The 25,830-nt window shown below is 47.4% G+C and carries 9 protein-coding genes, 7 tRNA genes and 6 rRNA genes; 21 read left to right on the top strand and 1 reads right to left on the bottom strand.

Features of this window, described 5'->3' with window-relative positions:
* Positions 1-50 precede the first annotated feature (50 nt).
* The 20 genes from OCU74_RS01930 (at position 51) to OCU74_RS02025 (ending at position 19,953) form a co-directional block, all read left to right on the top strand.
* Positions 51-1,757 carry a cyclic peptide export ABC transporter gene (locus OCU74_RS01930; RefSeq protein WP_087483055.1) on the top strand — a complete coding sequence of 569 codons (1,707 nt, stop codon included), beginning with the start codon at positions 51-53 and terminating at the stop codon, positions 1,755-1,757.
* A gap of 306 nt (positions 1,758-2,063) precedes the next feature.
* On the top strand, positions 2,064-3,053 hold the full coding sequence (gene dusA / locus OCU74_RS01935) for a tRNA dihydrouridine(20/20a) synthase DusA (protein ID WP_087483056.1): 990 nt from the start codon (positions 2,064-2,066) through the stop codon (positions 3,051-3,053).
* A gap of 142 nt (positions 3,054-3,195) precedes the next feature.
* On the top strand, positions 3,196-3,396 hold the full coding sequence (locus OCU74_RS01940) for an envelope stress response protein PspG (protein ID WP_143693333.1): 201 nt from the start codon (positions 3,196-3,198) through the stop codon (positions 3,394-3,396).
* A gap of 126 nt (positions 3,397-3,522) precedes the next feature.
* Positions 3,523-3,759: a hypothetical protein gene (locus tag OCU74_RS01945; RefSeq protein ID WP_087483058.1), complete on the top strand. Its 237-nt coding sequence runs from the start codon at positions 3,523-3,525 to the stop codon at positions 3,757-3,759.
* A 105-nt stretch (positions 3,760-3,864) separates the two neighbouring features.
* Positions 3,865-5,694 (top strand): assimilatory sulfite reductase (NADPH) flavoprotein subunit, encoded by a 1,830-nt coding sequence (locus OCU74_RS01950; RefSeq protein ID WP_234993653.1) that lies wholly within the window; start codon positions 3,865-3,867, stop codon positions 5,692-5,694.
* Positions 5,694-7,427 carry an assimilatory sulfite reductase (NADPH) hemoprotein subunit gene (gene cysI, locus OCU74_RS01955; protein WP_087483060.1) on the top strand — a complete coding sequence of 578 codons (1,734 nt, stop codon included), beginning with the start codon at positions 5,694-5,696 and terminating at the stop codon, positions 7,425-7,427. The genes OCU74_RS01950 and cysI overlap by 1 nt, the downstream gene beginning before the upstream one ends.
* Positions 7,420-8,196, top strand: a complete 777-nt coding sequence (locus tag OCU74_RS01960) for a phosphoadenylyl-sulfate reductase (protein ID WP_087483061.1) — start codon at positions 7,420-7,422, stop codon at positions 8,194-8,196. Before cysI ends, OCU74_RS01960 begins: the two co-directional genes overlap by 8 nt.
* A 552-nt stretch (positions 8,197-8,748) precedes the next feature.
* Positions 8,749-10,290 (top strand): 16S ribosomal RNA (locus tag OCU74_RS01965).
* Positions 10,291-10,352: 62 nt separating this feature from the next.
* Positions 10,353-10,429 (top strand) — tRNA-Ile (locus tag OCU74_RS01970).
* 95 nt (positions 10,430-10,524) lie between these two features.
* Positions 10,525-10,600: transfer RNA gene (locus tag OCU74_RS01975), tRNA-Ala, on the top strand.
* A 317-nt stretch (positions 10,601-10,917) separates the two neighbouring features.
* Positions 10,918-13,806, top strand: a 23S ribosomal RNA gene (locus OCU74_RS01980).
* A gap of 81 nt (positions 13,807-13,887) precedes the next feature.
* Positions 13,888-14,003 (top strand): 5S ribosomal RNA (gene rrf, locus OCU74_RS01985).
* Between the two features lie 361 nt (positions 14,004-14,364).
* A 16S ribosomal RNA gene (locus OCU74_RS01990) occupies positions 14,365-15,906 on the top strand.
* A gap of 62 nt (positions 15,907-15,968) precedes the next feature.
* Positions 15,969-16,044, top strand: a tRNA-Glu gene (locus OCU74_RS01995).
* A gap of 18 nt (positions 16,045-16,062) precedes the next feature.
* Positions 16,063-16,138, top strand: a tRNA-Lys gene (locus OCU74_RS02000).
* A 38-nt stretch (positions 16,139-16,176) separates the two neighbouring features.
* A tRNA-Ala gene (locus OCU74_RS02005) sits at positions 16,177-16,252 on the top strand.
* A 13-nt stretch (positions 16,253-16,265) separates the two neighbouring features.
* A tRNA-Val gene (locus tag OCU74_RS02010) sits at positions 16,266-16,341 on the top strand.
* A 357-nt stretch (positions 16,342-16,698) separates the two neighbouring features.
* Positions 16,699-19,587 (top strand): 23S ribosomal RNA (locus tag OCU74_RS02015).
* Between the two features lie 81 nt (positions 19,588-19,668).
* Positions 19,669-19,784: ribosomal RNA gene (rrf, locus tag OCU74_RS02020) — 5S ribosomal RNA — on the top strand.
* Together the 16S, 23S and 5S rRNA genes with 7 tRNA genes alongside form the textbook arrangement of a ribosomal RNA operon.
* A gap of 92 nt (positions 19,785-19,876) precedes the next feature.
* Positions 19,877-19,953 (top strand) — tRNA-Asp (locus tag OCU74_RS02025).
* 716 nt (positions 19,954-20,669) lie between these two features.
* Here the strand turns inward: OCU74_RS02025 and OCU74_RS02030 are convergent.
* Complete coding sequence (locus tag OCU74_RS02030) at positions 20,670-21,950, bottom strand: cation:proton antiporter (protein ID WP_087482423.1); 1,281 nt, start codon at positions 21,948-21,950, stop codon at positions 20,670-20,672.
* Positions 21,951-22,141: 191 nt separating this feature from the next.
* Between OCU74_RS02030 and metH the strand changes: the two genes are divergently transcribed.
* On the top strand, positions 22,142-25,816 hold the full coding sequence (metH, locus tag OCU74_RS02035; RefSeq protein ID WP_087482424.1) for a methionine synthase: 3,675 nt from the start codon (positions 22,142-22,144) through the stop codon (positions 25,814-25,816).
* Positions 25,817-25,830 lie beyond the last annotated feature (14 nt).

The raw sequence follows: 25,830 nt of genomic DNA on the forward strand, positions 1-25,830 counted from the left end.
CTGCATTCATTGATTGAAAGTGGACACATTCAAACAGATGAGGAATTGAGATGTTTAAATCCATTTTAAGTCGTTTTAAATGGCAGATTTTAGCTGCAACGTTTCTGAGTGTTGTTGGCGCATTGGCCGGAATTATGATGCTGAGAATCATCACCGCTCAGGTGAGTCTGATTGGTGCCGGGAAATCTCCCGGCCCTCATGCTTTTCTGATTTTCGTCGGCGCAGTGGCGACAGTCTTGGTGTTCAGTCTGGCTTCACGTTATCTGCTGGCCAAACTGAGCGCCCGGGTGGTTTACGAATTCCGTGATTCACTGGCGAAACGCCTGTTGTCGACTTCGTATGCGATGCTGGAAAAAATTGGCGGTCACCGGGTGATGGCAGCGATGAAAACCGATGCGGCGAAGCTATCCGACGGACTGCTGTTGCTCCCCGGTTTCATCTACAGTTTAGTGACGGTTCTGCTCTGTCTGGGATACATGGTGTATACCTCATGGGAGTTGTTCTCTGTGGTCTTTGTGTTGATTGCAGTGATCGTGGTGATTGCAAGGTTTTTCCTCAAACGGGGTTTTCATCACTACATGCTGCTTCGTGAGTATGAGGATGATATGTTCGGCGGTCTGAAAACGCTGGTGGACGGGATTAAAGAATTAAGTATCAATGCTAACCGCCGGCGCTTTACCTATAACCAGATTCTTGAACCGAACTTTAAAGCGATTCGTCAACGGAGTGTGAAGGTTTCGGTGATCTTTACCATGATGGGAAGCATGGCCTCAACACTGGTCTTCTTTGTGATTGGTATTATTGTTTTCGGCAGCCGGACCTATTTCCCCAATGTACCGCTTGAAGTGATTGTGACCTTTGTTTTAACCATTCTGTATATGGTGAACCCATTACAGGGCGTCATTGATTCAATGAGCCGTTTCAGTGATTGCTCGACGTCCTATCGTAACATTGAGAGTCTGGAACTGGCGGAGCTGGATGATTTCCATCGCACAACCGAAGGGGAAAAGAAACCTGTTGCTGAGAATGAATCCTGGCAAACGCTGTCTGTCCGGGATCTGATGTTTCAGTATCAGTCAGAGGAAGATGAATATTCTTTCCATGTTGGTCCGGTTGATGCGCAGTTCCGGCGGGGTGAAGCAATTTTTCTGACAGGTGGTAACGGCAGTGGTAAATCAACGTTTGCGAAACTGTTGGTCGGGTTATACCGGCCGGATCAGGGCACCATTCAACTGGATGATAAGGTTGTCTCCAAAACAATTGATACGCATGACTATCAGCAGATGTTTTCGACTATCTTTTCTGACTTTCACTTATTTGAGCACGTTCTGAATGGTGATGGCGAACCGGAAAGTGACGAAGTGATCGAGAAATATCTGGCGGATCTGGAACTGACCACCAAAGTCACATCCAAAGACGGGAAACTCTCTTCGGTTGCGATGTCTCAGGGACAGAAGAAACGCCTGGCATTACTGATGTCTTATATTGAGGACACACCAATTTGTCTTTACGACGAATGGGCTGCTGATCAGGATCCACGCTTCCGGGAAATTTTCTACACCCGGATCATTCCTGAACTGAAACGTCAGAACAAACTGGTGTTAGTGATTAGCCACGATGACCGCTATTTCCATCTCGCTGATCAGTTAATCAAATTTGAAAACGGTGCTATTGTGGAAAATCTCATTCCGAATAAACACAAGGGTGCAGTAACCGAAGCCGTTGAGGAAGAAGAACTGATGACCATGTCTGTTTAAGTGGATGGTGGCTTTCACGTATCAGAGCAACAAATAACACCTGTTGCTCTGATACAGTTTAATAGGATGATTGATATATACCATATCCAAATGAGCAGTGTTATATGATGACGTTGGCTATCCCTCTTCTCTGCTTTTCCATGAGTATCTTCCAGCGCTTTTTTTGAAGGTCTTACTTTCTCGGTGTATCATGCGCCATTCTTTTTGATTGCACGTTTTTTTGATTGTGTGATGTGCTGTTGTTGTTTGTTCTGAGCTCGATTCAGGGTTATGTGCTAAAGTGATTAAAATTAAGGAGTTGCAGTAATGAGTAGTAAGTTTAAGGCCAACAGATTTTCTGTAGCTCCGATGCTCGATTGGACTGACCGTCATTGCCGGTACTTTCACCGGTTACTGACTTCGCAGGCGCTGTTGTATACCGAGATGGTGACAACTGGTGCGATTATTCATGGGAAAGGGGACTTTCTGGCTTATCACGAAGCTGAACATCCTGTTGCTTTGCAGTTGGGTGGTTCTAATCCTCAGGATTTAGCGCATTGTGCGAAGCTCGCTCAGGAGCGGGGCTATGATGAAGTCAATCTCAATGTCGGATGTCCTTCGGATCGGGTTCAGAATGGCCGTTTTGGTGCCTGCCTGATGGCTGAGCCTCAATTGGTTGCCGAATGTGTGGCGGCCATGAAAGCGGAAGTTGATATTCCGGTGACAGTCAAAACAAGAATCGGGATTGATGATCTGGATTCTTACGAGTTTCTGACTGATTTCATCACCATTGTTTCCGAACAAGGGGGCTGTGAACAGTTTACCATTCATGCCCGAAAAGCGTGGCTCAGTGGTTTGAGCCCGAAGGAAAACCGGGAAATCCCGCCTTTAGATTATCCCAGAGCCAATCAGATCAAACGCGATTTCCCACATCTGGTGATTGCGGTGAATGGTGGGATCAAAAGCCTCGAAGAGAGTAAAGTGCATCTGGAACACCTTGACGGGGTGATGATTGGGCGTGAAGCTTATCAAAACCCATATCTTTTAGCTGAAGTGGACCAACAAATTTTTGGTTTAGATACTCCGGTGAAGAAGCGTACGCAGGTTGTGGAAGAAATGTATCCGTATATTGAATCTCAGCTATCGAAAGGGGCTTATCTCGGACATATTTCCCGTCATATGATTGGGCTGTTTCAGAATATGCCCGGAGCTCGTCAGTGGCGTCGCTATATCAGTGAAAATGCACATAAGAAAGGTGCTGGTATTGAGGTTATTCAGGCAGCATTGCTGAAAATTCCTTCATCTTTAGATGTGTGAATTTGACCGTAGATTCGTCAGATTGACCAATAACAGGAAAGAAATTCAGAGTAAGGTTCAGTTAACTGTGGTGAAACAGTCAGTTAAGGCCAATCGAACTTGGCCTGATTTCTGCTTATCTCTGAATAGATAGAGGAGAAGAATGATGATGGAAGTGCTGTTTCTGCTGATCTTTGTTGGCGTACTGTTTTTTACCGGGCTGACTGTGCTCGGCGTTGTTTTGTCAATCGGGCTATCGTTTCTGTTTGTTCTGGCTTTTGGCATGCTGGCTGTATTCTTGAAGATGTTGCCCTGGTTACTGATTATCATGATCGGGATTTGGCTGTTTAAGAAAAATACTTAGTTACTATAGTTATCAATAGTTCGATTTATATTTTATTTTTTTATAATAATAGAGAAAAGCTTAACTTTTCGACAATCCTCTTCCATGATGAAGTTAGCGTGTTGAAACTCAGCATGGAGAGACAAGATGACGCTTGAAGAACTGAGAACCCTGTATCGGGAAAACCTTCTGGTGGAAGCAATTGTTGAACCATTCTCTGACGATGGGATGTGGATTGTCGAGTTCAGACACGCGCACGGACGCTTTATTCTGTTAACCGATGAGCATGGAGAAGAGTGTCATTACAATAACTTAGATATGGCTTCTAAGTCCGCAATGGATGTCGGTTTCAAACAGGTCAGAATTGAATCTTTAGATCTCTAGCCCTTCTTACTTCCAAAAAGTTATAAAACATTCTCATCTATTCTTTCTTGTTATTAGTGAGCTTGGTTAATCTATCGTCATGCAATGAATAGGGAAGTCGTGACGATGTCTTCAGCCAATAACAATATTTCTAATCGTGGTGGATTATTTTCCACACCACTCAATGACACGCAACTGGGTCAGTTGCAACAAACTGTTTCACAATTATCTTCACAACAGCTGGCTTGGGTCAGTGGTTATTTTTGGGGATTAAGTCAGTCTCAGACCGATGGGAGTGCTAATGTTGCACCATCTCCGGTTGTAGCGGCGCAACCTGCTGGCAAGCTGACTATTATCTATGCTTCCCAAACCGGAAACGCTAAAAGTGTTGCTGAAGCTTTAGAACATGAAGCTCAGGCTCAGGGACTTCCTGTGCAGATTTTTGATGCCAGCGATTATAAAGGTAAAGATCTGGCGAAAGAAACACATGTCGTGATCGTTGCTTCAACGAATGGGGAAGGTGAAGCGCCGGATAATGCCCTTGAACTCCACGAGTTTTTACAGTCCAAGAAAGCGCCTAAATTGCCGAATCTGCAATATGGTGTGATTGGTCTGGGTGATTCAAGCTATGAATTCTTCTGTCAGACCGGTAAAGATTTTGATGCCTTCTTGTCTAAACTGGGAGCAAAACCATTTCTGGAACGTGTTGACTGTGATGTTGACTATGATGTTCCGGCAGCAGACTGGCGTCAGAAGGCGTTGGATATTCTGAAAGAGTCTCTGTCGGCAGGTCAGGGAGAAGTGGTGCAGTTACCTGTCGCTCAGGCAGGCGGATCTTCTGTTGAATATACTAAGCAGAAACCATACACCGCAGCGCTGTTAACCAGCCAGAAAATCACCGGTCGTGATTCAGGTAAAGATGTACGTCATGTTGAAATTGATCTGGAAGGTTCCGGTATCACTTATCAGCCCGGAGATGCATTAGGTGTTTGGTACGAAAACGATCCTGAGTTAGCCAGCCAGATTCTCAGCAGTGTCGGTCTGTCTGGGGTGGAAAGTGTTGATGTTGATGGCGAAAGCATCTCCATTCATAGTGCCCTGATTCATCAGTTTGAAATTACTTCGTCTAACCCGCAGTTTGTTTCCCGTGTGGCAGAGCTGTCTGACTCTGATGTTCTGAAAGGACTGACTGAAGACAAAAATAAACTGCGTGAGTATTCATCCAATACTCAGATTATTGATGTATTGAAGGATGCGACAGTCAAATTGTCAGCGGATGAGCTGGTGGGATTATTGCGTCGCCTGACTCCTCGTCTTTACTCGATCGCATCCAGCCAAAGCGAAGTTGATGAAGAAGTTCATCTGACGGTTGGTCTGGTTGAATATGATCAGGATGGAGAAGTACGTCAGGGTGGTGCGTCCGGATTTTTGACCCGTCGTCTTGAAGAAGGCGAAAGCGTAAAAGTTTTCATTGAACACAATAATAACTTCAAGCTGCCTCAGGATGATGCAACGCCAATTATCATGGTTGGTCCGGGAACCGGGATTGCACCATTTCGAAGTTTTATCCAGGAAAGAGATAACCGTGGCGCATCAGGCGAGAACTGGTTGTTCTTCGGTGACAGAACATTCACACAAGATTTTCTCTATCAGGTTGAATGGCAGAAGTATCTGAAATCTGGCGTTCTGACGCATATGGATGTTGCCTTTAGCCGTGATCAGGCAGAAAAAGTTTATGTTCAGCATCGGATTCTGGAAAAAGCAGAGCAAGTCTGGCAGTGGCTTCAAAATGGTGCCTATGTTTATGTTTGCGGTGATGCGACCCATATGGCAAAAGATGTTCATGAAGCATTGATTACTATTGCTGAGCAGCAAGGTGGTCTTGGTCGTGAACAGGCAGAAGAATATATCAATGAACTCCGTAAAGCGAAGCGTTATCAAAGGGATGTCTACTAATGAGTGCTAATCAAGAAACCAAGAATCAAGAAGTATTGGGACAAGTGCTGGGGCCATTGTCTGATAACGAACGCCTGAAAAGAGAAAGTAATTTTTTACGCGGTACGATCGAGCAGGATCTTCAGGATCTGTTAACCGGCGGGTTTACCGCAGATAACTTTCAGCTGATCCGTTTCCACGGGATGTATCAGCAAGACGATCGTGACATTCGTGCCGAACGGGCCAAGCAAAAGCTCGAGCCGCTACATAATGTGATGTTACGTGCGCGGATGCCTGGTGGCATCATTCAGCCACAACAATGGCTGGCGATTGATAAGTTTGCGACAGAACATACACTGTATGGCAGTATTCGTCTGACAACCCGGCAAACTTTCCAGTTCCACGGTGTGCTGAAACCGAAAATCAAACTGATGCACCAGACACTGAATCAGATCGGTATCGATTCTATTGCGACTGCTGGTGATGTGAACCGTAATGTGCTGTGTACGTCGAATCCGGTTGAATCTGAGCTTCATCAGGAAGCTTATGAATGGGCCAAGAAAATCAGCGAACACTTGCTGCCGAAGACGCGTGCTTATGCTGAGATCTGGCTGGATGGTGAGAAACTGGAAACGACCGATGAAGAACCGATTCTGGGCAGTAACTATCTGCCGCGGAAGTTTAAAACCACGGTTGTTATTCCACCACATAACGATATTGATGTTCATGCCAACGATCTGAATTTTGTGGCGATTGCCGAGGAAGGAAAGCTGGTTGGCTTTAATGTGCTGGTGGGTGGTGGTCTTGCCATGACTCACGGCGATACTTCGACATACCCCCGTCGTGCTGACGATTTTGGTTTTATTCCACTGGAAAAAACTCTTGAAGTTGCCGCGGCAGTTGTGACAACTCAGAGAGACTGGGGCAACCGTTCTAACCGTAAGAATGCCAAAACCAAATACACGCTAGATCGCGTTGGTATCGATGTATTTAAAGCAGAGGTCGAAAAACGAGCTGATGTGAAGTTTGCTGATAGTCGGCCATATGAGTTTACAAGTCGTGGTGATCGTATCGGATGGGTTGAAGGAATTGATGGTAAGTTCCACCTGGCTCTCTTTATTGAAAATGGCCGATTACTGGATTATCCGAATAAGCCGCTAAAAACAGGTGTGGCTGAAATCGCGAAAATTCACCAGGGCGATTTTCGGATGACTGCCAATCAGAACCTGATCGTTGCCGGTGTGCCTGCTGAGCAGAAGGATCAGATTGAAGCGATAGCAAGAGCGCACGGTTTGATGGATGACAGCGTCAGTGAGCAACGTAAAAACTCAATGGCCTGTGTGGCATTCCCAACTTGTCCGCTGGCGATGGCCGAAGCTGAACGTTTCTTACCGGAGTTTGTCACAGAAGTTGAAGGTATTCTGGAAAAACATAATCTGGAAAAAGATGAAAACATCATTTTACGGGTGACAGGATGCCCGAATGGTTGTGGTCGTGCCATGCTGGCAGAAATTGGTTTAGTCGGAAAAGCTCCGGGGCGTTATAACTTACACCTTGGCGGTAACCGCGCCGGGACGCGTGTTCCGAAAATGTATAAAGAAAATATTACTGAAAAACAAATATTAGAAGAGATCGACCAACTGATTGGACGTTGGGCGAAAGAACGTCACGAAGGCGAATATTTCGGTGATTTCACGATTCGAAGCGGAATCATTGAAGAAGTCGTCGTATCAAAGAGGGATTTCCATGCCTGATAGTGTGCTATACAAGCCGCAACTTTCAGAGCTACTCACAATGACAAAAGTGGAGCAGTCGCTTCATCTGGCGGAGTTGAACGGGTATCTGGAAAGTTTGTCGGCACAGGAAAGGATCGTCTGGGCATTTGAGAATTTACAGGGAACATTTGCAGTCTCCTCTAGCTTTGGTATTCAAGCTGCATTGATGTTGCACCTGGTTTCTCAAGTCAAAAAAGATGTTCCTATTATATTGACTGATACGGGGTATATGTTTCCTGAAACATACCAGTTCATTGACCAGTTGACGGAAAGATTGGATCTGAACCTGAAAATATATCGTGCGGAAATCACGCCAGCCTGGCAGGAGGCTCGTTACGGTAAATTATGGGAGCAGGGTGTTCAGGGAATTGAGCAGTACAACCGCCTGAATAAAGTTGAGCCTATGAGAAGGGCACTTCGGGAACTGGAAGTAGGAACATGGTTTTCCGGATTACGCCGGGAGCAGTCTCAGTCTCGTGCGAATCTGCCGGTTCTTGCAATTCAGAATGGTGTATTTAAGTTCTTACCAGTGATTGACTGGACGAATAAAGATGTTCATTACTATCTGAAAGAGTACGATTTGCCTTATCACCCATTATGGGATGAAGGTTACCTTTCTGTCGGTGATGTTCATACAACCCGAAAATGGGAACCGGGAATGGCAGAAGAAGAAACTCGCTTCTTCGGCTTAAAACGAGAGTGCGGTCTTCATGAGGATAGTGGGGAAGCCGACGGTTCGGGAATTTAATTTTCGTCCTGATTATAAAAAGCTGCAATGGCAGCTTTTTTTATGTCTTACTCACCTAAAAAGAATAATTCTGTGGATAACTTGTGACTTAACTTTGAGTAAAGTGGGATAAATAAGCCATTGGAGGATTATTCATCGGTTAGACGTTATTTTTGTATTTTTTGTCAGAAAACACTTGCGAATGTGATTCGGATCTCTATAATGCGCACTCGTTGACAGGGCAAGGTTCTTAAGGAATATGAGTCAGGTCAGCAGGGTCAGAAAGATGGCTGAGAAAATTTAAAAAAGTGTTTGACACTAGAATTTATCTCGCTAGAATGGCCGCCTCTTCAAACGATGAACGTTTCGAAGAATTGCTCTTTAACAATATAGACCAATCAATCTGTGTGGGCACTCGTCGATAAACATCCAAAAGATTTTATCAATGATACGAGTGACCAACCGAACCGAGATTCTTTCGGGAATTGAAGTTCAGCACAGTCAATTCAGTCTTACATTTATGTAAGACGAACAGTATTCATTGAGCCGAAGCTTCAGCTTCAAAAAAACTTTTAATTGAAGAGTTTGATCATGGCTCAGATTGAACGCTGGCGGCAGGCCTAACACATGCAAGTCGAGCGGAAACGAGAGAAAGCTTGCTTTCTCGGCGTCGAGCGGCGGACGGGTGAGTAAAGCCTGGGAAATTGCCCTGATGTGGGGGATAACCATTGGAAACGATGGCTAATACCGCATAATGTCTACGGACCAAAGAGGGGGACCTTCGGGCCTCTCGCGTCAGGATATGCCCAGGTGGGATTAGCTAGTTGGTGAGGTAAGGGCTCACCAAGGCGACGATCCCTAGCTGGTCTGAGAGGATGATCAGCCACACTGGAACTGAGACACGGTCCAGACTCCTACGGGAGGCAGCAGTGGGGAATATTGCACAATGGGCGCAAGCCTGATGCAGCCATGCCGCGTGTATGAAGAAGGCCTTCGGGTTGTAAAGTACTTTCAGCAGTGAGGAAGGGGATAGTTTTAATAGAGCTGTTCTTTGACGTTAGCTGCAGAAGAAGCACCGGCTAACTCCGTGCCAGCAGCCGCGGTAATACGGAGGGTGCGAGCGTTAATCGGAATTACTGGGCGTAAAGCGCATGCAGGTGGTCTGTTAAGTCAGATGTGAAAGCCCGGGGCTTAACCTCGGAGTTGCATTTGAAACTGGCAGGCTAGAGTACTGTAGAGGGGGGTAGAATTTCAGGTGTAGCGGTGAAATGCGTAGAGATCTGAAGGAATACCGGTGGCGAAGGCGGCCCCCTGGACAGATACTGACACTCAGATGCGAAAGCGTGGGGAGCAAACAGGATTAGATACCCTGGTAGTCCACGCCGTAAACGATGTCTACTTGGAGGTTGTGACCCAGAGTCGTGGCTTTCGGAGCTAACGCGTTAAGTAGACCGCCTGGGGAGTACGGTCGCAAGATTAAAACTCAAATGAATTGACGGGGGCCCGCACAAGCGGTGGAGCATGTGGTTTAATTCGATGCAACGCGAAGAACCTTACCTACTCTTGACATCCAGAGAAGCCGGAAGAGATTCTGGTGTGCCTTCGGGAGCTCTGAGACAGGTGCTGCATGGCTGTCGTCAGCTCGTGTTGTGAAATGTTGGGTTAAGTCCCGCAACGAGCGCAACCCTTATCCTTGATTGCCAGCGGTTAGGCCGGGAACTTCAGGGAGACTGCCGGTGATAAACCGGAGGAAGGTGGGGACGACGTCAAGTCATCATGGCCCTTACGAGTAGGGCTACACACGTGCTACAATGGCGTATACAGAGGGCAGCTAACTCGCGAGAGCATGCGAATCCCAAAAAGTACGTCGTAGTCCGGATTGGAGTCTGCAACTCGACTCCATGAAGTCGGAATCGCTAGTAATCGTAGATCAGAATGCTACGGTGAATACGTTCCCGGGCCTTGTACACACCGCCCGTCACACCATGGGAGTGGGCTGCAAAAGAAGCAGGTAGTTTAACCTTCGGGAGGACGCTTGCCACTTTGTGGTTCATGACTGGGGTGAAGTCGTAACAAGGTAGCGCTAGGGGAACCTGGCGCTGGATCACCTCCTTACGTAAAGATGTTGTTGTATGAGTGTTCACACAGATTGATTTGGTTTATAGAGAAGAGATTTTGGGTCTGTAGCTCAGGTGGTTAGAGCGTTCGCCTGATAAGCGAGAGGTCGGTGGTTCAAGTCCACTCAGACCCACCAAATTTCCTTCTGCTGTGTTAAGTTATTCGTCGCATATTATTGATATGCTTCCTCATAACTTGCCTTGCATAAGAAAATTTGCAATATGCCGCGATGGGGCTATAGCTCAGCTGGGAGAGCGCCTGCCTTGCACGCAGGAGGTCTGCGGTTCGATCCCGCATAGCTCCACCATCTTTAAGTGTTCTTTTTTAGAGTGTTAAGAAAGAGAATATTTAGAAATGGTTTTGCTTTGAATGAAGTAAAATCTTGCTCTTTAACAATTTGGAAAGCTGACAAAGTAATGGTTGTTTTTAAAGAAACAACAGATTACTTGTAAAAGTTCTCAATACTTTCTCGAAAGAGAAAGACCAACACAATCAAGTGTTCTTGGAATACATTTAATGTATGTATTCAATTGAGTCCGGCAAAACCAGTCTCTCGCTCATGTAAATCAATGAGAGACAACTTTGGTTGCTGACAGTGCAATCTGAAACTTCTTCGGGTTGTATGGTTAAGTGACTAAGCGTACACGGTGGATGCCTTGGCAGTCAGAGGCGATGAAGGACGTACTAACTTGCGATAAGCTCAGATGAGGCAGTAAGAGCCACTTGAGTCTGAGATTTCCGAATGGGGAAACCCACATGCATAAGCATGTATCATTAACTGAATCCATAGGTTAATGAGGCGAACCGGGAGAACTGAAACATCTAAGTACCCCGAGGAAAAGAAATCAACCGAGATTCCGAAAGTAGCGGCGAGCGAAATCGGACCAGCCCTTAAGCATAGGCAGCGTCAGGTGAAGTGTCTGGAAAGGCACGCGATACAGGGTGACAGCCCCGTAACCGGCAGCGCTGCTTAAGTGAAATCGAGTAAGGCGGGACACGTGATATCCTGTCTGAATATGGGGGGACCATCCTCCAAGGCTAAATACTCCTGACTGACCGATAGTGAACCAGTACCGTGAGGGAAAGGCGAAAAGAACCCCTGTGAGGGGAGTGAAATAGAACCTGAAACCGTGTACGTACAAGCAGTAGGAGCAGGCTTTGTCCTGTGACTGCGTACCTTTTGTATAATGGGTCAGCGACTTATATTCAGTGGCAAGGTTAACCGTATAGGGGAGCCGTAGCGAAAGCGAGTCTTAACTGGGCGCTTAGTCTCTGGATATAGACCCGAAACCGGGTGATCTAGCCATGGGCAGGTTGAAGGTTGAGTAACATCAACTGGAGGACCGAACCGACTAATGTTGAAAAATTAGCGGATGACTTGTGGCTAGGGGTGAAAGGCCAATCAAACCCGGAGATAGCTGGTTCTCCCCGAAAGCTATTTAGGTAGCGCCTCGGACGAATACTACTGGGGGTAGAGCACTGTTAAGGCTAGGGGGTCATCCCGACTTACCAACCCTTTGCAAACTCCGAATACCAGTAAGTACTATCCGGGAGACACACGGCGGGTGCTAACGTCCGTCGTGGAGAGGGAAACAACCCAGACCGCCAGCTAAGGTCCCAAATTACAGCTAAGTGGGAAACGATGTGGGAAGGCTCAGACAGCTAGGATGTTGGCTTAGAAGCAGCCATCATTTAAAGAAAGCGTAATAGCTCACTAGTCGAGTCGGCCTGCGCGGAAGATGTAACGGGGCTAAGCTGTAAACCGAAGCTGCGGCAATGTGATTTATCATATTGGGTAGGGGAGCGTTCTGTAAGCGGCTGAAGGTGTGCTGTAAGGCATGCTGGACGTATCAGAAGTGCGAATGCTGACATGAGTAACGACAAAGGGGGTGAAAAACCTCCTCGCCGGAAGACCAAGGGTTCCTGTCCAACGTTAATCGGGGCAGGGTGAGTCGACCCCTAAGGCGAGGCCGAAAGGCGTAGTCGATGGGAAACGGGTTAATATTCCCGTACTTGTTGTGAATGCGATGGGGGGACGGAGAAGGCTAGGTGGGCCTGGCGACGGTTGTCCAGGTTCAAGTGCGTAGGCTGTGGGATTAGGCAAATCCGGTTCCACAACAGGCTGAGACACGATGTCGAGCTGCTACGGTAGTGAAGTCATTGATGCCATGCTTCCGGGAAAAGCCTCTAAGCTTCAGTTCACAAGAAATCGTACCCCAAACCGACACAGGTGGTCGGGTAGAGAATACCAAGGCGCTTGAGAGAACTCGGGTGAAGGAACTAGGCAAAATGGTACCGTAACTTCGGGAGAAGGTACGCTCCTGATGGTGAAGTCCCTTGCGGATGGAGCTGACGGGAGTCGCAGATACCAGGTGGCTGCAACTGTTTATTAAAAACACAGCACTGTGCAAAATCGTAAGATGACGTATACGGTGTGACGCCTGCCCGGTGCCGGAAGGTTAATTGATGGGGTTAGCGTATGCGAAGCTCTTGATCGAAGCCCCGGTAAACGGCGGCCGTAACTATAACGGTCCTAAGGTAGCGAAATTCCTTGTCGGGTAAGTTCCGACCTGCACGAATGGCGTAATGATGGCCACGCTGTCTCCACCCGAGACTCAGTGAAATTGAAATCGCTGTGAAGATGCAGTGTACCCGCGGCTAGACGGAAAGACCCCGTGAACCTTTACTACAGCTTGGCACTGAACATTGAGCCTACATGTGTAGGATAGGTGGGAGGCTTTGAAGCAGTCACGCCAGTGATTGTGGAGCCGACCTTGAAATACCACCCTTGTATGTTTGATGTTCTAACTTAGGCCCGTAATCCGGGTTGAGGACAGTGCCTGGTGGGTAGTTTGACTGGGGCGGTCTCCTCCCAAAGAGTAACGGAGGAGCACGAAGGTGGGCTAATCACGGTTGGACATCGTGAGGTTAGTGTAATGGCATAAGCCCGCTTGACTGCGAGAGTGACGGCTCGAGCAGGTGCGAAAGCAGGTCATAGTGATCCGGTGGTTCTGAATGGAAGGGCCATCGCTCAACGGATAAAAGGTACTCCGGGGATAACAGGCTGATACCGCCCAAGAGTTCATATCGACGGCGGTGTTTGGCACCTCGATGTCGGCTCATCACATCCTGGGGCTGAAGTCGGTCCCAAGGGTATGGCTGTTCGCCATTTAAAGTGGTACGCGAGCTGGGTTTAGAACGTCGTGAGACAGTTCGGTCCCTATCTGCCGTGGGCGTTGGAAGATTGAAGGGGGCTGCTCCTAGTACGAGAGGACCGGAGTGGACGAACCTCTGGTGTTCGGGTTGTGATGCCAATCGCATTGCCCGGTAGCTAAGTTCGGAATCGATAACCGCTGAAAGCATCTAAGCGGGAAGCGAGCCCTGAGATGAGTCTTCCCTGGCACTTAAAGTGTCCTGAAGGGTTGTTCGAGACCAGAACGTTGATAGGCAGGGTGTGTAAGTGCTGTGAGGCATTGAGCTAACCTGTACTAATTGCCCGTGAGACTTAACCATACAACACCGAAGGGGTTTTAGGGCTCTGAAGAGACTTGATTGTGGATATGAGAATACAGCTTTCCGGATTAGAAGAATTTGCCTGGCGGCCATAGCGTTTTGGACCCACCTGATTCCATGCCGAACTCAGAAGTGAAACGAAACAGCGCCGATGGTAGTGTGGGGTCTCCCCATGTGAGAGTAGGTCATCGCCAGGCTTTAATTATCGTTTTCAGGTTGAGATAAACCCGGAAACATGCTTGCTTCTTCAGGAAGCAGGTCACCATAAAGCTTTTCAGAAAGATGAAAGTTTTATGTTGACTTTCGAAGTAGGTAGCGTATTATACGCCTCCTGCCAAGGTGCTAAGGCACTGAAAGCAAAGCTCTTTAACAATATAGACCAATCAATCTGTGTGGGCACTCGTCGATAAACATCCAAAAGATTTTATCAATGATACGAGTGACCAACCGAACCGAGATTCTTTCGGGAATTGAAGTTCAGCACAGTCAATTCAGTCTTACATTTATGTAAGACGAACAGTATTCATTGAGCCGAAGCTTCAGCTTCAAAAAAACTTTTAATTGAAGAGTTTGATCATGGCTCAGATTGAACGCTGGCGGCAGGCCTAACACATGCAAGTCGAGCGGAAACGAGAGAAAGCTTGCTTTCTCGGCGTCGAGCGGCGGACGGGTGAGTAAAGCCTGGGAAATTGCCCTGATGTGGGGGATAACCATTGGAAACGATGGCTAATACCGCATAATGTCTACGGACCAAAGAGGGGGACCTTCGGGCCTCTCGCGTCAGGATATGCCCAGGTGGGATTAGCTAGTTGGTGAGGTAAGGGCTCACCAAGGCGACGATCCCTAGCTGGTCTGAGAGGATGATCAGCCACACTGGAACTGAGACACGGTCCAGACTCCTACGGGAGGCAGCAGTGGGGAATATTGCACAATGGGCGCAAGCCTGATGCAGCCATGCCGCGTGTATGAAGAAGGCCTTCGGGTTGTAAAGTACTTTCAGCAGTGAGGAAGGGGATAGTTTTAATAGAGCTGTTCTTTGACGTTAGCTGCAGAAGAAGCACCGGCTAACTCCGTGCCAGCAGCCGCGGTAATACGGAGGGTGCGAGCGTTAATCGGAATTACTGGGCGTAAAGCGCATGCAGGTGGTCTGTTAAGTCAGATGTGAAAGCCCGGGGCTTAACCTCGGAGTTGCATTTGAAACTGGCAGGCTAGAGTACTGTAGAGGGGGGTAGAATTTCAGGTGTAGCGGTGAAATGCGTAGAGATCTGAAGGAATACCGGTGGCGAAGGCGGCCCCCTGGACAGATACTGACACTCAGATGCGAAAGCGTGGGGAGCAAACAGGATTAGATACCCTGGTAGTCCACGCCGTAAACGATGTCTACTTGGAGGTTGTGACCCAGAGTCGTGGCTTTCGGAGCTAACGCGTTAAGTAGACCGCCTGGGGAGTACGGTCGCAAGATTAAAACTCAAATGAATTGACGGGGGCCCGCACAAGCGGTGGAGCATGTGGTTTAATTCGATGCAACGCGAAGAACCTTACCTACTCTTGACATCCAGAGAAGCCGGAAGAGATTCTGGTGTGCCTTCGGGAGCTCTGAGACAGGTGCTGCATGGCTGTCGTCAGCTCGTGTTGTGAAATGTTGGGTTAAGTCCCGCAACGAGCGCAACCCTTATCCTTGATTGCCAGCGGTTAGGCCGGGAACTTCAGGGAGACTGCCGGTGATAAACCGGAGGAAGGTGGGGACGACGTCAAGTCATCATGGCCCTTACGAGTAGGGCTACACACGTGCTACAATGGCGTATACAGAGGGCAGCTAACTCGCGAGAGCATGCGAATCCCAAAAAGTACGTCGTAGTCCGGATTGGAGTCTGCAACTCGACTCCATGAAGTCGGAATCGCTAGTAATCGTAGATCAGAATGCTACGGTGAATACGTTCCCGGGCCTTGTACACACCGCCCGTCACACCATGGGAGTGGGCTGCAAAAGAAGCAGGTAGTTTAACCTTCGGGAGGACGCTTGCCACTTTGTGGTTCATGACTGGGGTGAAGTCGTAACAAGGTAGCGCTAGGGGAACCTGGCGCTGGATCACCTCCTTACGTAAAGATGTTGTTGTATGAGTGTTCACACAGATTGATTTGGTTTATAGAAGTAGCGCAATGTCCCGTTCGTCTAGAGGCCTAGGACACCGCCCTTTCACGGCGGTAACAGGGGTTCGACTCCCCTACGGGATACCACTTTCCTGAAGTGAAAAGGGGTCGTTAGCTCAGCTGGTAGAGCAGTTGGCTTTTAACCAATTGGTCACAGGTTCGAATCCTGTACGACCCACCATTTTCTTAGGAAGTTAGCTTTATTTAAGCACTCAAGATGGGGCTATAGCTCAGCTGGGAGAGCGCCTGCCTTGCACGCAGGAGGTCTGCGGTTCGATCCCGCATAGCTCCACCATCTTGAACAAAGTGGGCGATTAGCTCAGTTGGGAGAGCACCTGCCTTACAAGCAGGGGGTCACTGGTTCGAACCCGGTATCGCCCACCACTTTCTAAATATTTTTGGTCCGAATGTCCAAACCACCTGCTGATGTTGTTGTGGTTCGGTTTTTTGGCGCCGAAAGTCATTAGAAAGTGTTGCCTGACTCTCAGGAATAACACATTGCTCTTTAACAATTTGGAAAGCTGACAAAGTAATGGTTGTTTTTTTAAGAAACAACAGATTACTTGTAAAAGTTCTCAATACTTTCTCGAAAGAGAAAGACCAACACAATCAAGTGTTCTTGGAATACATTTAATGTATGTATTCAATTGAGTCCGGCAAAACCAGTCTCTCGCTCATGTAAATCAATGAGAGACAACTTTGGTTGCTGACAGTGCAATCTGAAACTTCTTCGGGTTGTATGGTTAAGTGACTAAGCGTACACGGTGGATGCCTTGGCAGTCAGAGGCGATGAAGGACGTACTAACTTGCGATAAGCTCAGATGAGGCAGTAAGAGCCACTTGAGTCTGAGATTTCCGAATGGGGAAACCCACATGCATAAGCATGTATCATTAACTGAATCCATAGGTTAATGAGGCGAACCGGGAGAACTGAAACATCTAAGTACCCCGAGGAAAAGAAATCAACCGAGATTCCGAAAGTAGCGGCGAGCGAAATCGGACCAGCCCTTAAGCATAGGCAGCGTCAGGTGAAGTGTCTGGAAAGGCACGCGATACAGGGTGACAGCCCCGTAACCGGCAGCGCTGCTTAAGTGAAATCGAGTAAGGCGGGACACGTGATATCCTGTCTGAATATGGGGGGACCATCCTCCAAGGCTAAATACTCCTGACTGACCGATAGTGAACCAGTACCGTGAGGGAAAGGCGAAAAGAACCCCTGTGAGGGGAGTGAAATAGAACCTGAAACCGTGTACGTACAAGCAGTAGGAGCAGGCTTTGTCCTGTGACTGCGTACCTTTTGTATAATGGGTCAGCGACTTATATTCAGTGGCAAGGTTAACCGTATAGGGGAGCCGTAGCGAAAGCGAGTCTTAACTGGGCGCTTAGTCTCTGGATATAGACCCGAAACCGGGTGATCTAGCCATGGGCAGGTTGAAGGTTGAGTAACATCAACTGGAGGACCGAACCGACTAATGTTGAAAAATTAGCGGATGACTTGTGGCTAGGGGTGAAAGGCCAATCAAACCCGGAGATAGCTGGTTCTCCCCGAAAGCTATTTAGGTAGCGCCTCGGACGAATACTACTGGGGGTAGAGCACTGTTAAGGCTAGGGGGTCATCCCGACTTACCAACCCTTTGCAAACTCCGAATACCAGTAAGTACTATCCGGGAGACACACGGCGGGTGCTAACGTCCGTCGTGGAGAGGGAAACAACCCAGACCGCCAGCTAAGGTCCCAAATTACAGCTAAGTGGGAAACGATGTGGGAAGGCTCAGACAGCTAGGATGTTGGCTTAGAAGCAGCCATCATTTAAAGAAAGCGTAATAGCTCACTAGTCGAGTCGGCCTGCGCGGAAGATGTAACGGGGCTAAGCTGTAAACCGAAGCTGCGGCAATGTGATTTATCATATTGGGTAGGGGAGCGTTCTGTAAGCGGCTGAAGGTGTGCTGTAAGGCATGCTGGACGTATCAGAAGTGCGAATGCTGACATGAGTAACGACAAAGGGGGTGAAAAACCTCCTCGCCGGAAGACCAAGGGTTCCTGTCCAACGTTAATCGGGGCAGGGTGAGTCGACCCCTAAGGCGAGGCCGAAAGGCGTAGTCGATGGGAAACGGGTTAATATTCCCGTACTTGTTGTGAATGCGATGGGGGGACGGAGAAGGCTAGGTGGGCCTGGCGACGGTTGTCCAGGTTCAAGTGCGTAGGCTGTGGGATTAGGCAAATCCGGTTCCACAACAGGCTGAGACACGATGTCGAGCTGCTACGGTAGTGAAGTCATTGATGCCATGCTTCCGGGAAAAGCCTCTAAGCTTCAGTTCACAAGAAATCGTACCCCAAACCGACACAGGTGGTCGGGTAGAGAATACCAAGGCGCTTGAGAGAACTCGGGTGAAGGAACTAGGCAAAATGGTACCGTAACTTCGGGAGAAGGTACGCTCCTGATGGTGAAGTCCCTTGCGGATGGAGCTGACGGGAGTCGCAGATACCAGGTGGCTGCAACTGTTTATTAAAAACACAGCACTGTGCAAAATCGTAAGATGACGTATACGGTGTGACGCCTGCCCGGTGCCGGAAGGTTAATTGATGGGGTTAGCGTATGCGAAGCTCTTGATCGAAGCCCCGGTAAACGGCGGCCGTAACTATAACGGTCCTAAGGTAGCGAAATTCCTTGTCGGGTAAGTTCCGACCTGCACGAATGGCGTAATGATGGCCACGCTGTCTCCACCCGAGACTCAGTGAAATTGAAATCGCTGTGAAGATGCAGTGTACCCGCGGCTAGACGGAAAGACCCCGTGAACCTTTACTACAGCTTGGCACTGAACATTGAGCCTACATGTGTAGGATAGGTGGGAGGCTTTGAAGCAGTCACGCCAGTGATTGTGGAGCCGACCTTGAAATACCACCCTTGTATGTTTGATGTTCTAACTTAGGCCCGTAATCCGGGTTGAGGACAGTGCCTGGTGGGTAGTTTGACTGGGGCGGTCTCCTCCCAAAGAGTAACGGAGGAGCACGAAGGTGGGCTAATCACGGTTGGACATCGTGAGGTTAGTGTAATGGCATAAGCCCGCTTGACTGCGAGAGTGACGGCTCGAGCAGGTGCGAAAGCAGGTCATAGTGATCCGGTGGTTCTGAATGGAAGGGCCATCGCTCAACGGATAAAAGGTACTCCGGGGATAACAGGCTGATACCGCCCAAGAGTTCATATCGACGGCGGTGTTTGGCACCTCGATGTCGGCTCATCACATCCTGGGGCTGAAGTCGGTCCCAAGGGTATGGCTGTTCGCCATTTAAAGTGGTACGCGAGCTGGGTTTAGAACGTCGTGAGACAGTTCGGTCCCTATCTGCCGTGGGCGTTGGAAGATTGAAGGGGGCTGCTCCTAGTACGAGAGGACCGGAGTGGACGAACCTCTGGTGTTCGGGTTGTGATGCCAATCGCATTGCCCGGTAGCTAAGTTCGGAATCGATAACCGCTGAAAGCATCTAAGCGGGAAGCGAGCCCTGAGATGAGTCTTCCCTGGCACTTAAAGTGTCCTGAAGGGTTGTTCGAGACCAGAACGTTGATAGGCAGGGTGTGTAAGTGCTGTGAGGCATTGAGCTAACCTGTACTAATTGCCCGTGAGACTTAACCATACAACACCAAAGGGGTTTTAGGGCTCTGAAGAGACTTGATTGTGAATATGAGAATACAGCTTTCCGGATTAGAAGAATTTGCTTGGCGGCCATAGCGTTTTGGACCCACCTGATTCCATGCCGAACTCAGAAGTGAAACGAAACAGCGCCGATGGTAGTGTGGGGTCTCCCCATGTGAGAGTAGGTCATCGCCAGGCTTACATTATGTTTTTGTCTTTGAGAAGATGAGAACGAGGCTAAATGAAGCAGCAGTTGCATCAGACTTGATTTAGCAGACAGATTGAAAAGTGGAGCGGTAGTTCAGTTGGTTAGAATACCGGCCTGTCACGCCGGGGGTCGCGGGTTCGAGTCCCGTCCGCTCCGCCACTTATTTGAAGCCTCAGTTGCAAGACTGGGGCTTTTTTACGTTCTGGCGGCGGGTTCAGTGGGTTCACCTTTTATAGAAAGACCGCGGCCTGTTACACCGGGGGGCGCGCTGTCCTTTAAATGGAAAGGGAGTCCCGTCCGCTCCGCCACTTATTGAAGCCTCAGTTGTAAGACTGGGGCTTTTTTACATTCTGGCGACTGGTTTCTGTTGTTTTGCCCCAAAGGTTTCAGCCTGCTTACACCGGTTTCCACGCTGACCAACCTATCCATTCTGAATCTATTCCGGCCTCCTAAGCCCGAATGATGTATAGATATATAAATATATAAATATATAAATATATAAATATATAAATATATCGAGGATGCATATTTGTATGAAAAGAGAATATAGCAATAATGAGGAAGGATATAGATTAGAAGTAGTGAAGGTAATTTACTTGCCCTAACTTACCAGAAAACATAATTTCCCATCAACGCAACATATCCTCAAGATCAAATAGCGATCCAATTCGGAGATCACAGAATAGCCTGTGATCTACATTTCTATTTTGAATTATCGAATGGCTTTGTGCTTCATGAGATTGTTGAAAAATCTTAATAGGAAGATCTGGATTATTAGATGGGGGATTTCCATGGAGTGAGGTTATAGCCATTGAGACGGGAATAACGACTCACCGCCTCAATACGCTTTCTACAATATAGCCAAATGAATAGAACTACTCAGTACCGGCCTCAATTTTTTTGGCTTTTTCTATCATCGGTGTAATCGTTGAGCCCTGAACCAGAATTGAGAAAACCACTACAGCATAGGTCATTACCAGAATAATTTCTTTCACATCAATGAGTTTTTCCGGGATAACCAAGAAGCCTGACGGTATAGAGAGTGCCATAGCTAGGGCTAAACCGCCTCTAAGTCCTCCCCAAGTCAATATTCTCACTGACCATCTGTTGTATTGGCGATAACGTTTGAATCCGATATATGACACGTAGACACTGAGATATCGTCCTGCCAATACCAGCGGTACTGCAATTGCCATCATGATCCAGTCTTCTTCATGGAATTCGAAGAGTAGCATTGACATCCCGATCAACAGGAAAAGGACACCGTTGAGAAACTCATCAACCAGTTCCCAGAAATGGTCCAGATGCTCTTCACTTTCTTTGGAAAACCCAATAAAGCGGGTCCAGTTGCCAATCATGATTCCTGATACGACCATAGCCAATGGACCTGACACATGAATAATTTCGGCGAATGCATAACCTGCGGTAGGAACACCAATGGTAAGTAATAACTCCATTGAGTGGTCATCGGTTGAGCTAATGAGATAATGAAATACGATCCCCAGAGCTAGTCCGTAGACTATCCCGCCAATAGCTTCCTGAATAAACAGCAGAGATACACTTCCGACTGTCGGTGGCTCAGAACCAAAAGCGATTGTAAATATTGTTACGAAGATAACTAGGCCAAAACCGTCGTTAAACAGTGACTCCCCCTCGATCTGAGTCGATATTCTTTTAGGTGCATCCAGTTTTTTCACAATGGCAAGAACGGCGATCGGGTCGGTAGGAGAGATCAGTGCGCCGAACAGCAGACAGTATACCAGATCGAAGTTAATACCGATTAGCTGGCAGATGCCATATAAGGAGAAGCCGATAAAGAAAGTGGAGAATAGTGTTGCACCAAGAGCAAGTACCGCAATTTCCCATTTTTGATCTTTCAGGTTCGGGAGTTTGATCCCAAGTCCGCCTGCAAAGAGAAGAAACCCTAAAATTCCCTTTAGAAGGAAGTTTTCAAAGTTGATGCTACTCATCGTAGTTGTCGCAATTTGGGTCAAGTGAAACCAGTCGTTTTGACCTGCAATTAAGATAAGCAAAGAAAGCATCATTGAACCTGCAGTAATTGCGATAGTTGTCTGCATTCTGCTTATCTTACTGTTTAGAAAAGCAATAATCATCGCTGCGGCAGCAAGAAAACATAGCGTATGGTAGACCGACATTCTTCTCTCTTCACATCTGAAAAACTAGGTTTGAAATTTTCCTTTGATGCCGGGTAAATAGCAATCATTTTTTCTTATAGTGAGAAGATTCATTTTCGTGCTAAATTGTTCTATATAGATCCGTATGGACGTCTAGATTTCTAATGGTTGTATGGTAGGATGGAGCAAAAATAAAGGGATGGGTCGTTAAAGTGAGTAGTGTTAGACATCAGATAGAAGAGCAGCTTCGGAAACGTATTCTGTTGATTGATGGTGGTATGGGTACCATGATTCAGGGGTACAAATTACAGGAAGAGGACTATCGCGGAGAACGTTTTGCTGACTGGCATAGTGATTTGAAGGGTAATAACGATCTACTTGTATTGACTCAACCAGATTTAATCAAAGAAATTCATTCGGCTTATCTCGAAGCCGGTGCTGATATTCTTGAGACCAACACATTTAATGCAACCTCCATCGCGATGGCCGATTATGATATGCAGTCTCTAAGCAATGAGATTAACTTTGCTGCTGCTAAATTAGCCAGAGAAGTTGCGGATCAGTGGTCAGTTAAAACACCGGATCGACCTCGTTATGTCGCTGGGGTTCTTGGTCCGACAAACCGAACATGCTCTATTTCTCCGGATGTAAATGATCCGGGATTCCGTAATGTCACTTTCGATACTTTGGTTGCTGCCTATTCTGACTCGACCCGGGCATTGATCAAAGGTGGTGTCGATCTGATCATGCTTGAAACAATCTTTGATACGCTTAATGCGAAAGCCTGTGCTTTTGCTGTTGAGAGTGTGTTTGAAGAATTAAATATTACATTACCTGTTATGATCTCAGGGACAATTACTGATGCCTCCGGACGAACACTTTCTGGCCAAACGACAGAAGCATTTTATAACTCATTACGGCATGTTCAACCTTTATCATTTGGTTTGAATTGTGCCCTTGGCCCGGATGAACTGCGCCCTTATGTCGAAGAGCTGTCCCGAATATCTGAATCTTTTGTCTCTGCTCACCCCAATGCCGGTCTTCCTAATGCTTTTGGTGAATATGATCTATCCCCGGAAGAGATGGCTGAGCATATTAGCGAATGGGCAAGAGCTGGCTTTTTGAATCTGGTTGGAGGATGTTGTGGAACCACTCCGGAACATATCCGCCATATATCTTTGGCTGTGGAGGGTGTAAAGCCGCGTACTTTACCTGAGATTCCAGTAGCGTGCCGATTGTCAGGTCTGGAGCCATTACAGATTGAGAAAGATACACTGTTTGTCAATGTTGGTGAACGGACAAACGTTACCGGTTCTGCCAGATTTAAGCGTTTAATTAAAGAAGAGCTTTACGATGAAGCTTTAGATGTAGCCAGACAACAGGTTGAAAATGGTGCTCAGATCATCGATATCAACATGGATGAAGGGATGTTGGATGCTGAAGCTTGTATGGTGCGCTTCTTAAATTTATGTGCTTCTGAACCAGAGATTTCAAAAGTCCCGGTGATGGTCGATTCTTCCAAATGGGAGGTTATTGAAGCTGGCTTAAAATGTATTCAGGGCAAAGGGATTGTTAATTCAATCTCGATGAAAGAAGGAAAAGAAAAGTTTGTTCATCAGGCTAAGCTGATTCGTCGTTATGGTGCTGCTGTTGTTGTGATGGCATTTGATGAAGTCGGTCAGGCTGATACCCGTGAACGGAAAATTGAAATTTGTACCAATGCTTATCGTATCTTGGTTGATGAAGTCGGTTTCCCTCCGGAAGATATTATTTTCGACCCGAATATTTTTGCTGTCGCAACAGGGATCGATGAGCATAATAACTATGCGCTTGATTTTATCAATGCTGTCGGTGACATCAAAAGGGATCTGCCTTATGCCATGGTATCTGGCGGTGTCTCGAACGTTTCTTTCTCTTTCCGGGGAAACAATTATGTCCGGGAAGCCATTCACGCAGTATTCCTCTATCACTGTTTTAAAAATGGTATGGATATGGGGATCGTAAATGCCGGACAGCTCGAGATTTACGACAATGTACCTGAAAAGCTTAGAGATGCGGTTGAAGATGTTGTTCTGAACCGGCGAGATGATAGCACAGAGCGTCTGCTGGAGATCGCAGAAGAGTATCGTGAAAATGCTGTCGGTAAAGCGGACGATGCATCAGCACTGGAATGGCGAACCTGGCCGGTATCTAAACGCCTGGAACATGCACTTGTGAAAGGGATTACGGAATTTATTACCGAAGATACTGAAGAAGCCAGACAGCAAGCCTCAAAACCTCTGGCGGTGATCGAAGGTCCGCTCATGGATGGTATGAATGTGGTCGGTGATCTGTTCGGTGAGGGAAAAATGTTTCTTCCGCAGGTGGTGAAGTCTGCCCGGGTAATGAAGCAGGCGGTTGCCTACCTCGAGCCATATATAAATGCAGAGAAGCAAGCTGGCACTTCCAATGGAAAAATCCTGTTGGCGACAGTGAAAGGCGATGTGCACGATATCGGTAAGAACATTGTCGGGGTAGTTCTTCAGTGTAATAACTACGAGATCATTGATCTTGGTGTCATGGTTCCCTGTGAACAGATACTGAAGGTTGCGAAAGAAGAGCAGGTCGATATTGTCGGTTTATCCGGACTGATTACACCGTCATTGGATGAAATGGTTCATGTTGCCAAAGAGATGGAACGGCAGGGATTTGAACTGCCCTTATTGATCGGTGGTGCAACCACATCTAAGGCTCATACCGCAGTAAAGATTGAACAGAATTATCATCAGCCGGTGGTTTATGTGAATAATGCCTCCCGGGCTGTGGGAGTCTGTACTTCTCTGCTATCTGATGAATTACGTCCCGGATTTGTTGAGAAGCTGAATCTTGACTATGAACGGACCCGGGATCAACATGCCCGTAAAACCCCGAGAACCCGGCCGATAACTCTCGAAGAAGCGAGGGCAAATCGTGTTGCGATTGACTGGAACAGCTATACACCACCTACTCCGCTAAAAAGTGGTATTCAGGTATTTGATGATTTTGACGTTGCAACGCTTCGCCGATACATTGACTGGACACCATTTTTCATGACGTGGTCTTTGATGGGTAAGTATCCGGCGATTCTGGATCATGAGGAAGTCGGAGAAGAAGCTCGTCGCCTGTTTAACGATGCGAATGCATTTCTGGATCGGGTTGAAAGCGAAGGTCTGATGAAAGCCCGGGGGATTTGCGCATTATTCCCGGCAGCCAGTGTCGGAGATGATATTGAAGTTTATACCGATGAATCTCGCACGGAAGTTGCCCACAGGCTATACCATTTGCGCCAGCAAACTCAAAAGCCGAAAGGTTATAACTACTGTCTTTCCGATTATATTGCGCCGCGTTCCAGTGGGAAAAAAGACTGGATTGGTGCGTTTGCAGTGACTGGCGGAATTGGTGAAAGAGAGTTGGCCGATGCATATAAAGCAAAAGGTGATGATTATAATGCCATTATGATTCAGGCTGTTGCAGATCGACTAGCTGAAGCTTTTGCCGAATACTTGCATGAGAAGGTGCGTAAAGAGATATGGGGTTATTCTGCAGATGAGAATCTGTCGAATGATGATCTGGTTAGGGAAAAGTATCAGGGTATCAGACCCGCTCCCGGTTATCCTGCCTGTCCGGAACATACGGAAAAAGCAGCTATATGGGAAATGCTTCAGGTGGAAGAGAATATCGGGATGTCTTTGACAAGCAGCTACGCTATGTGGCCGGGGGCATCCGTTTCAGGCTGGTATTTCTCTCATCCTGATTCCCGTTATTTTGCAGTTGCCGGTATTCAGGAAGATCAGGTACAGAGTTATGCAGAGAGAAAAGGCTGGAGCAGAGAAGAAGCTGAAAAGTGGCTTGCCCCGAATATGGAATAATGCCCTTTAATTTC

The organism is Vibrio mangrovi (genome assembly GCF_024346955.1).
Lineage (GTDB): Bacteria > Pseudomonadota > Gammaproteobacteria > Enterobacterales > Vibrionaceae > Vibrio > Vibrio mangrovi.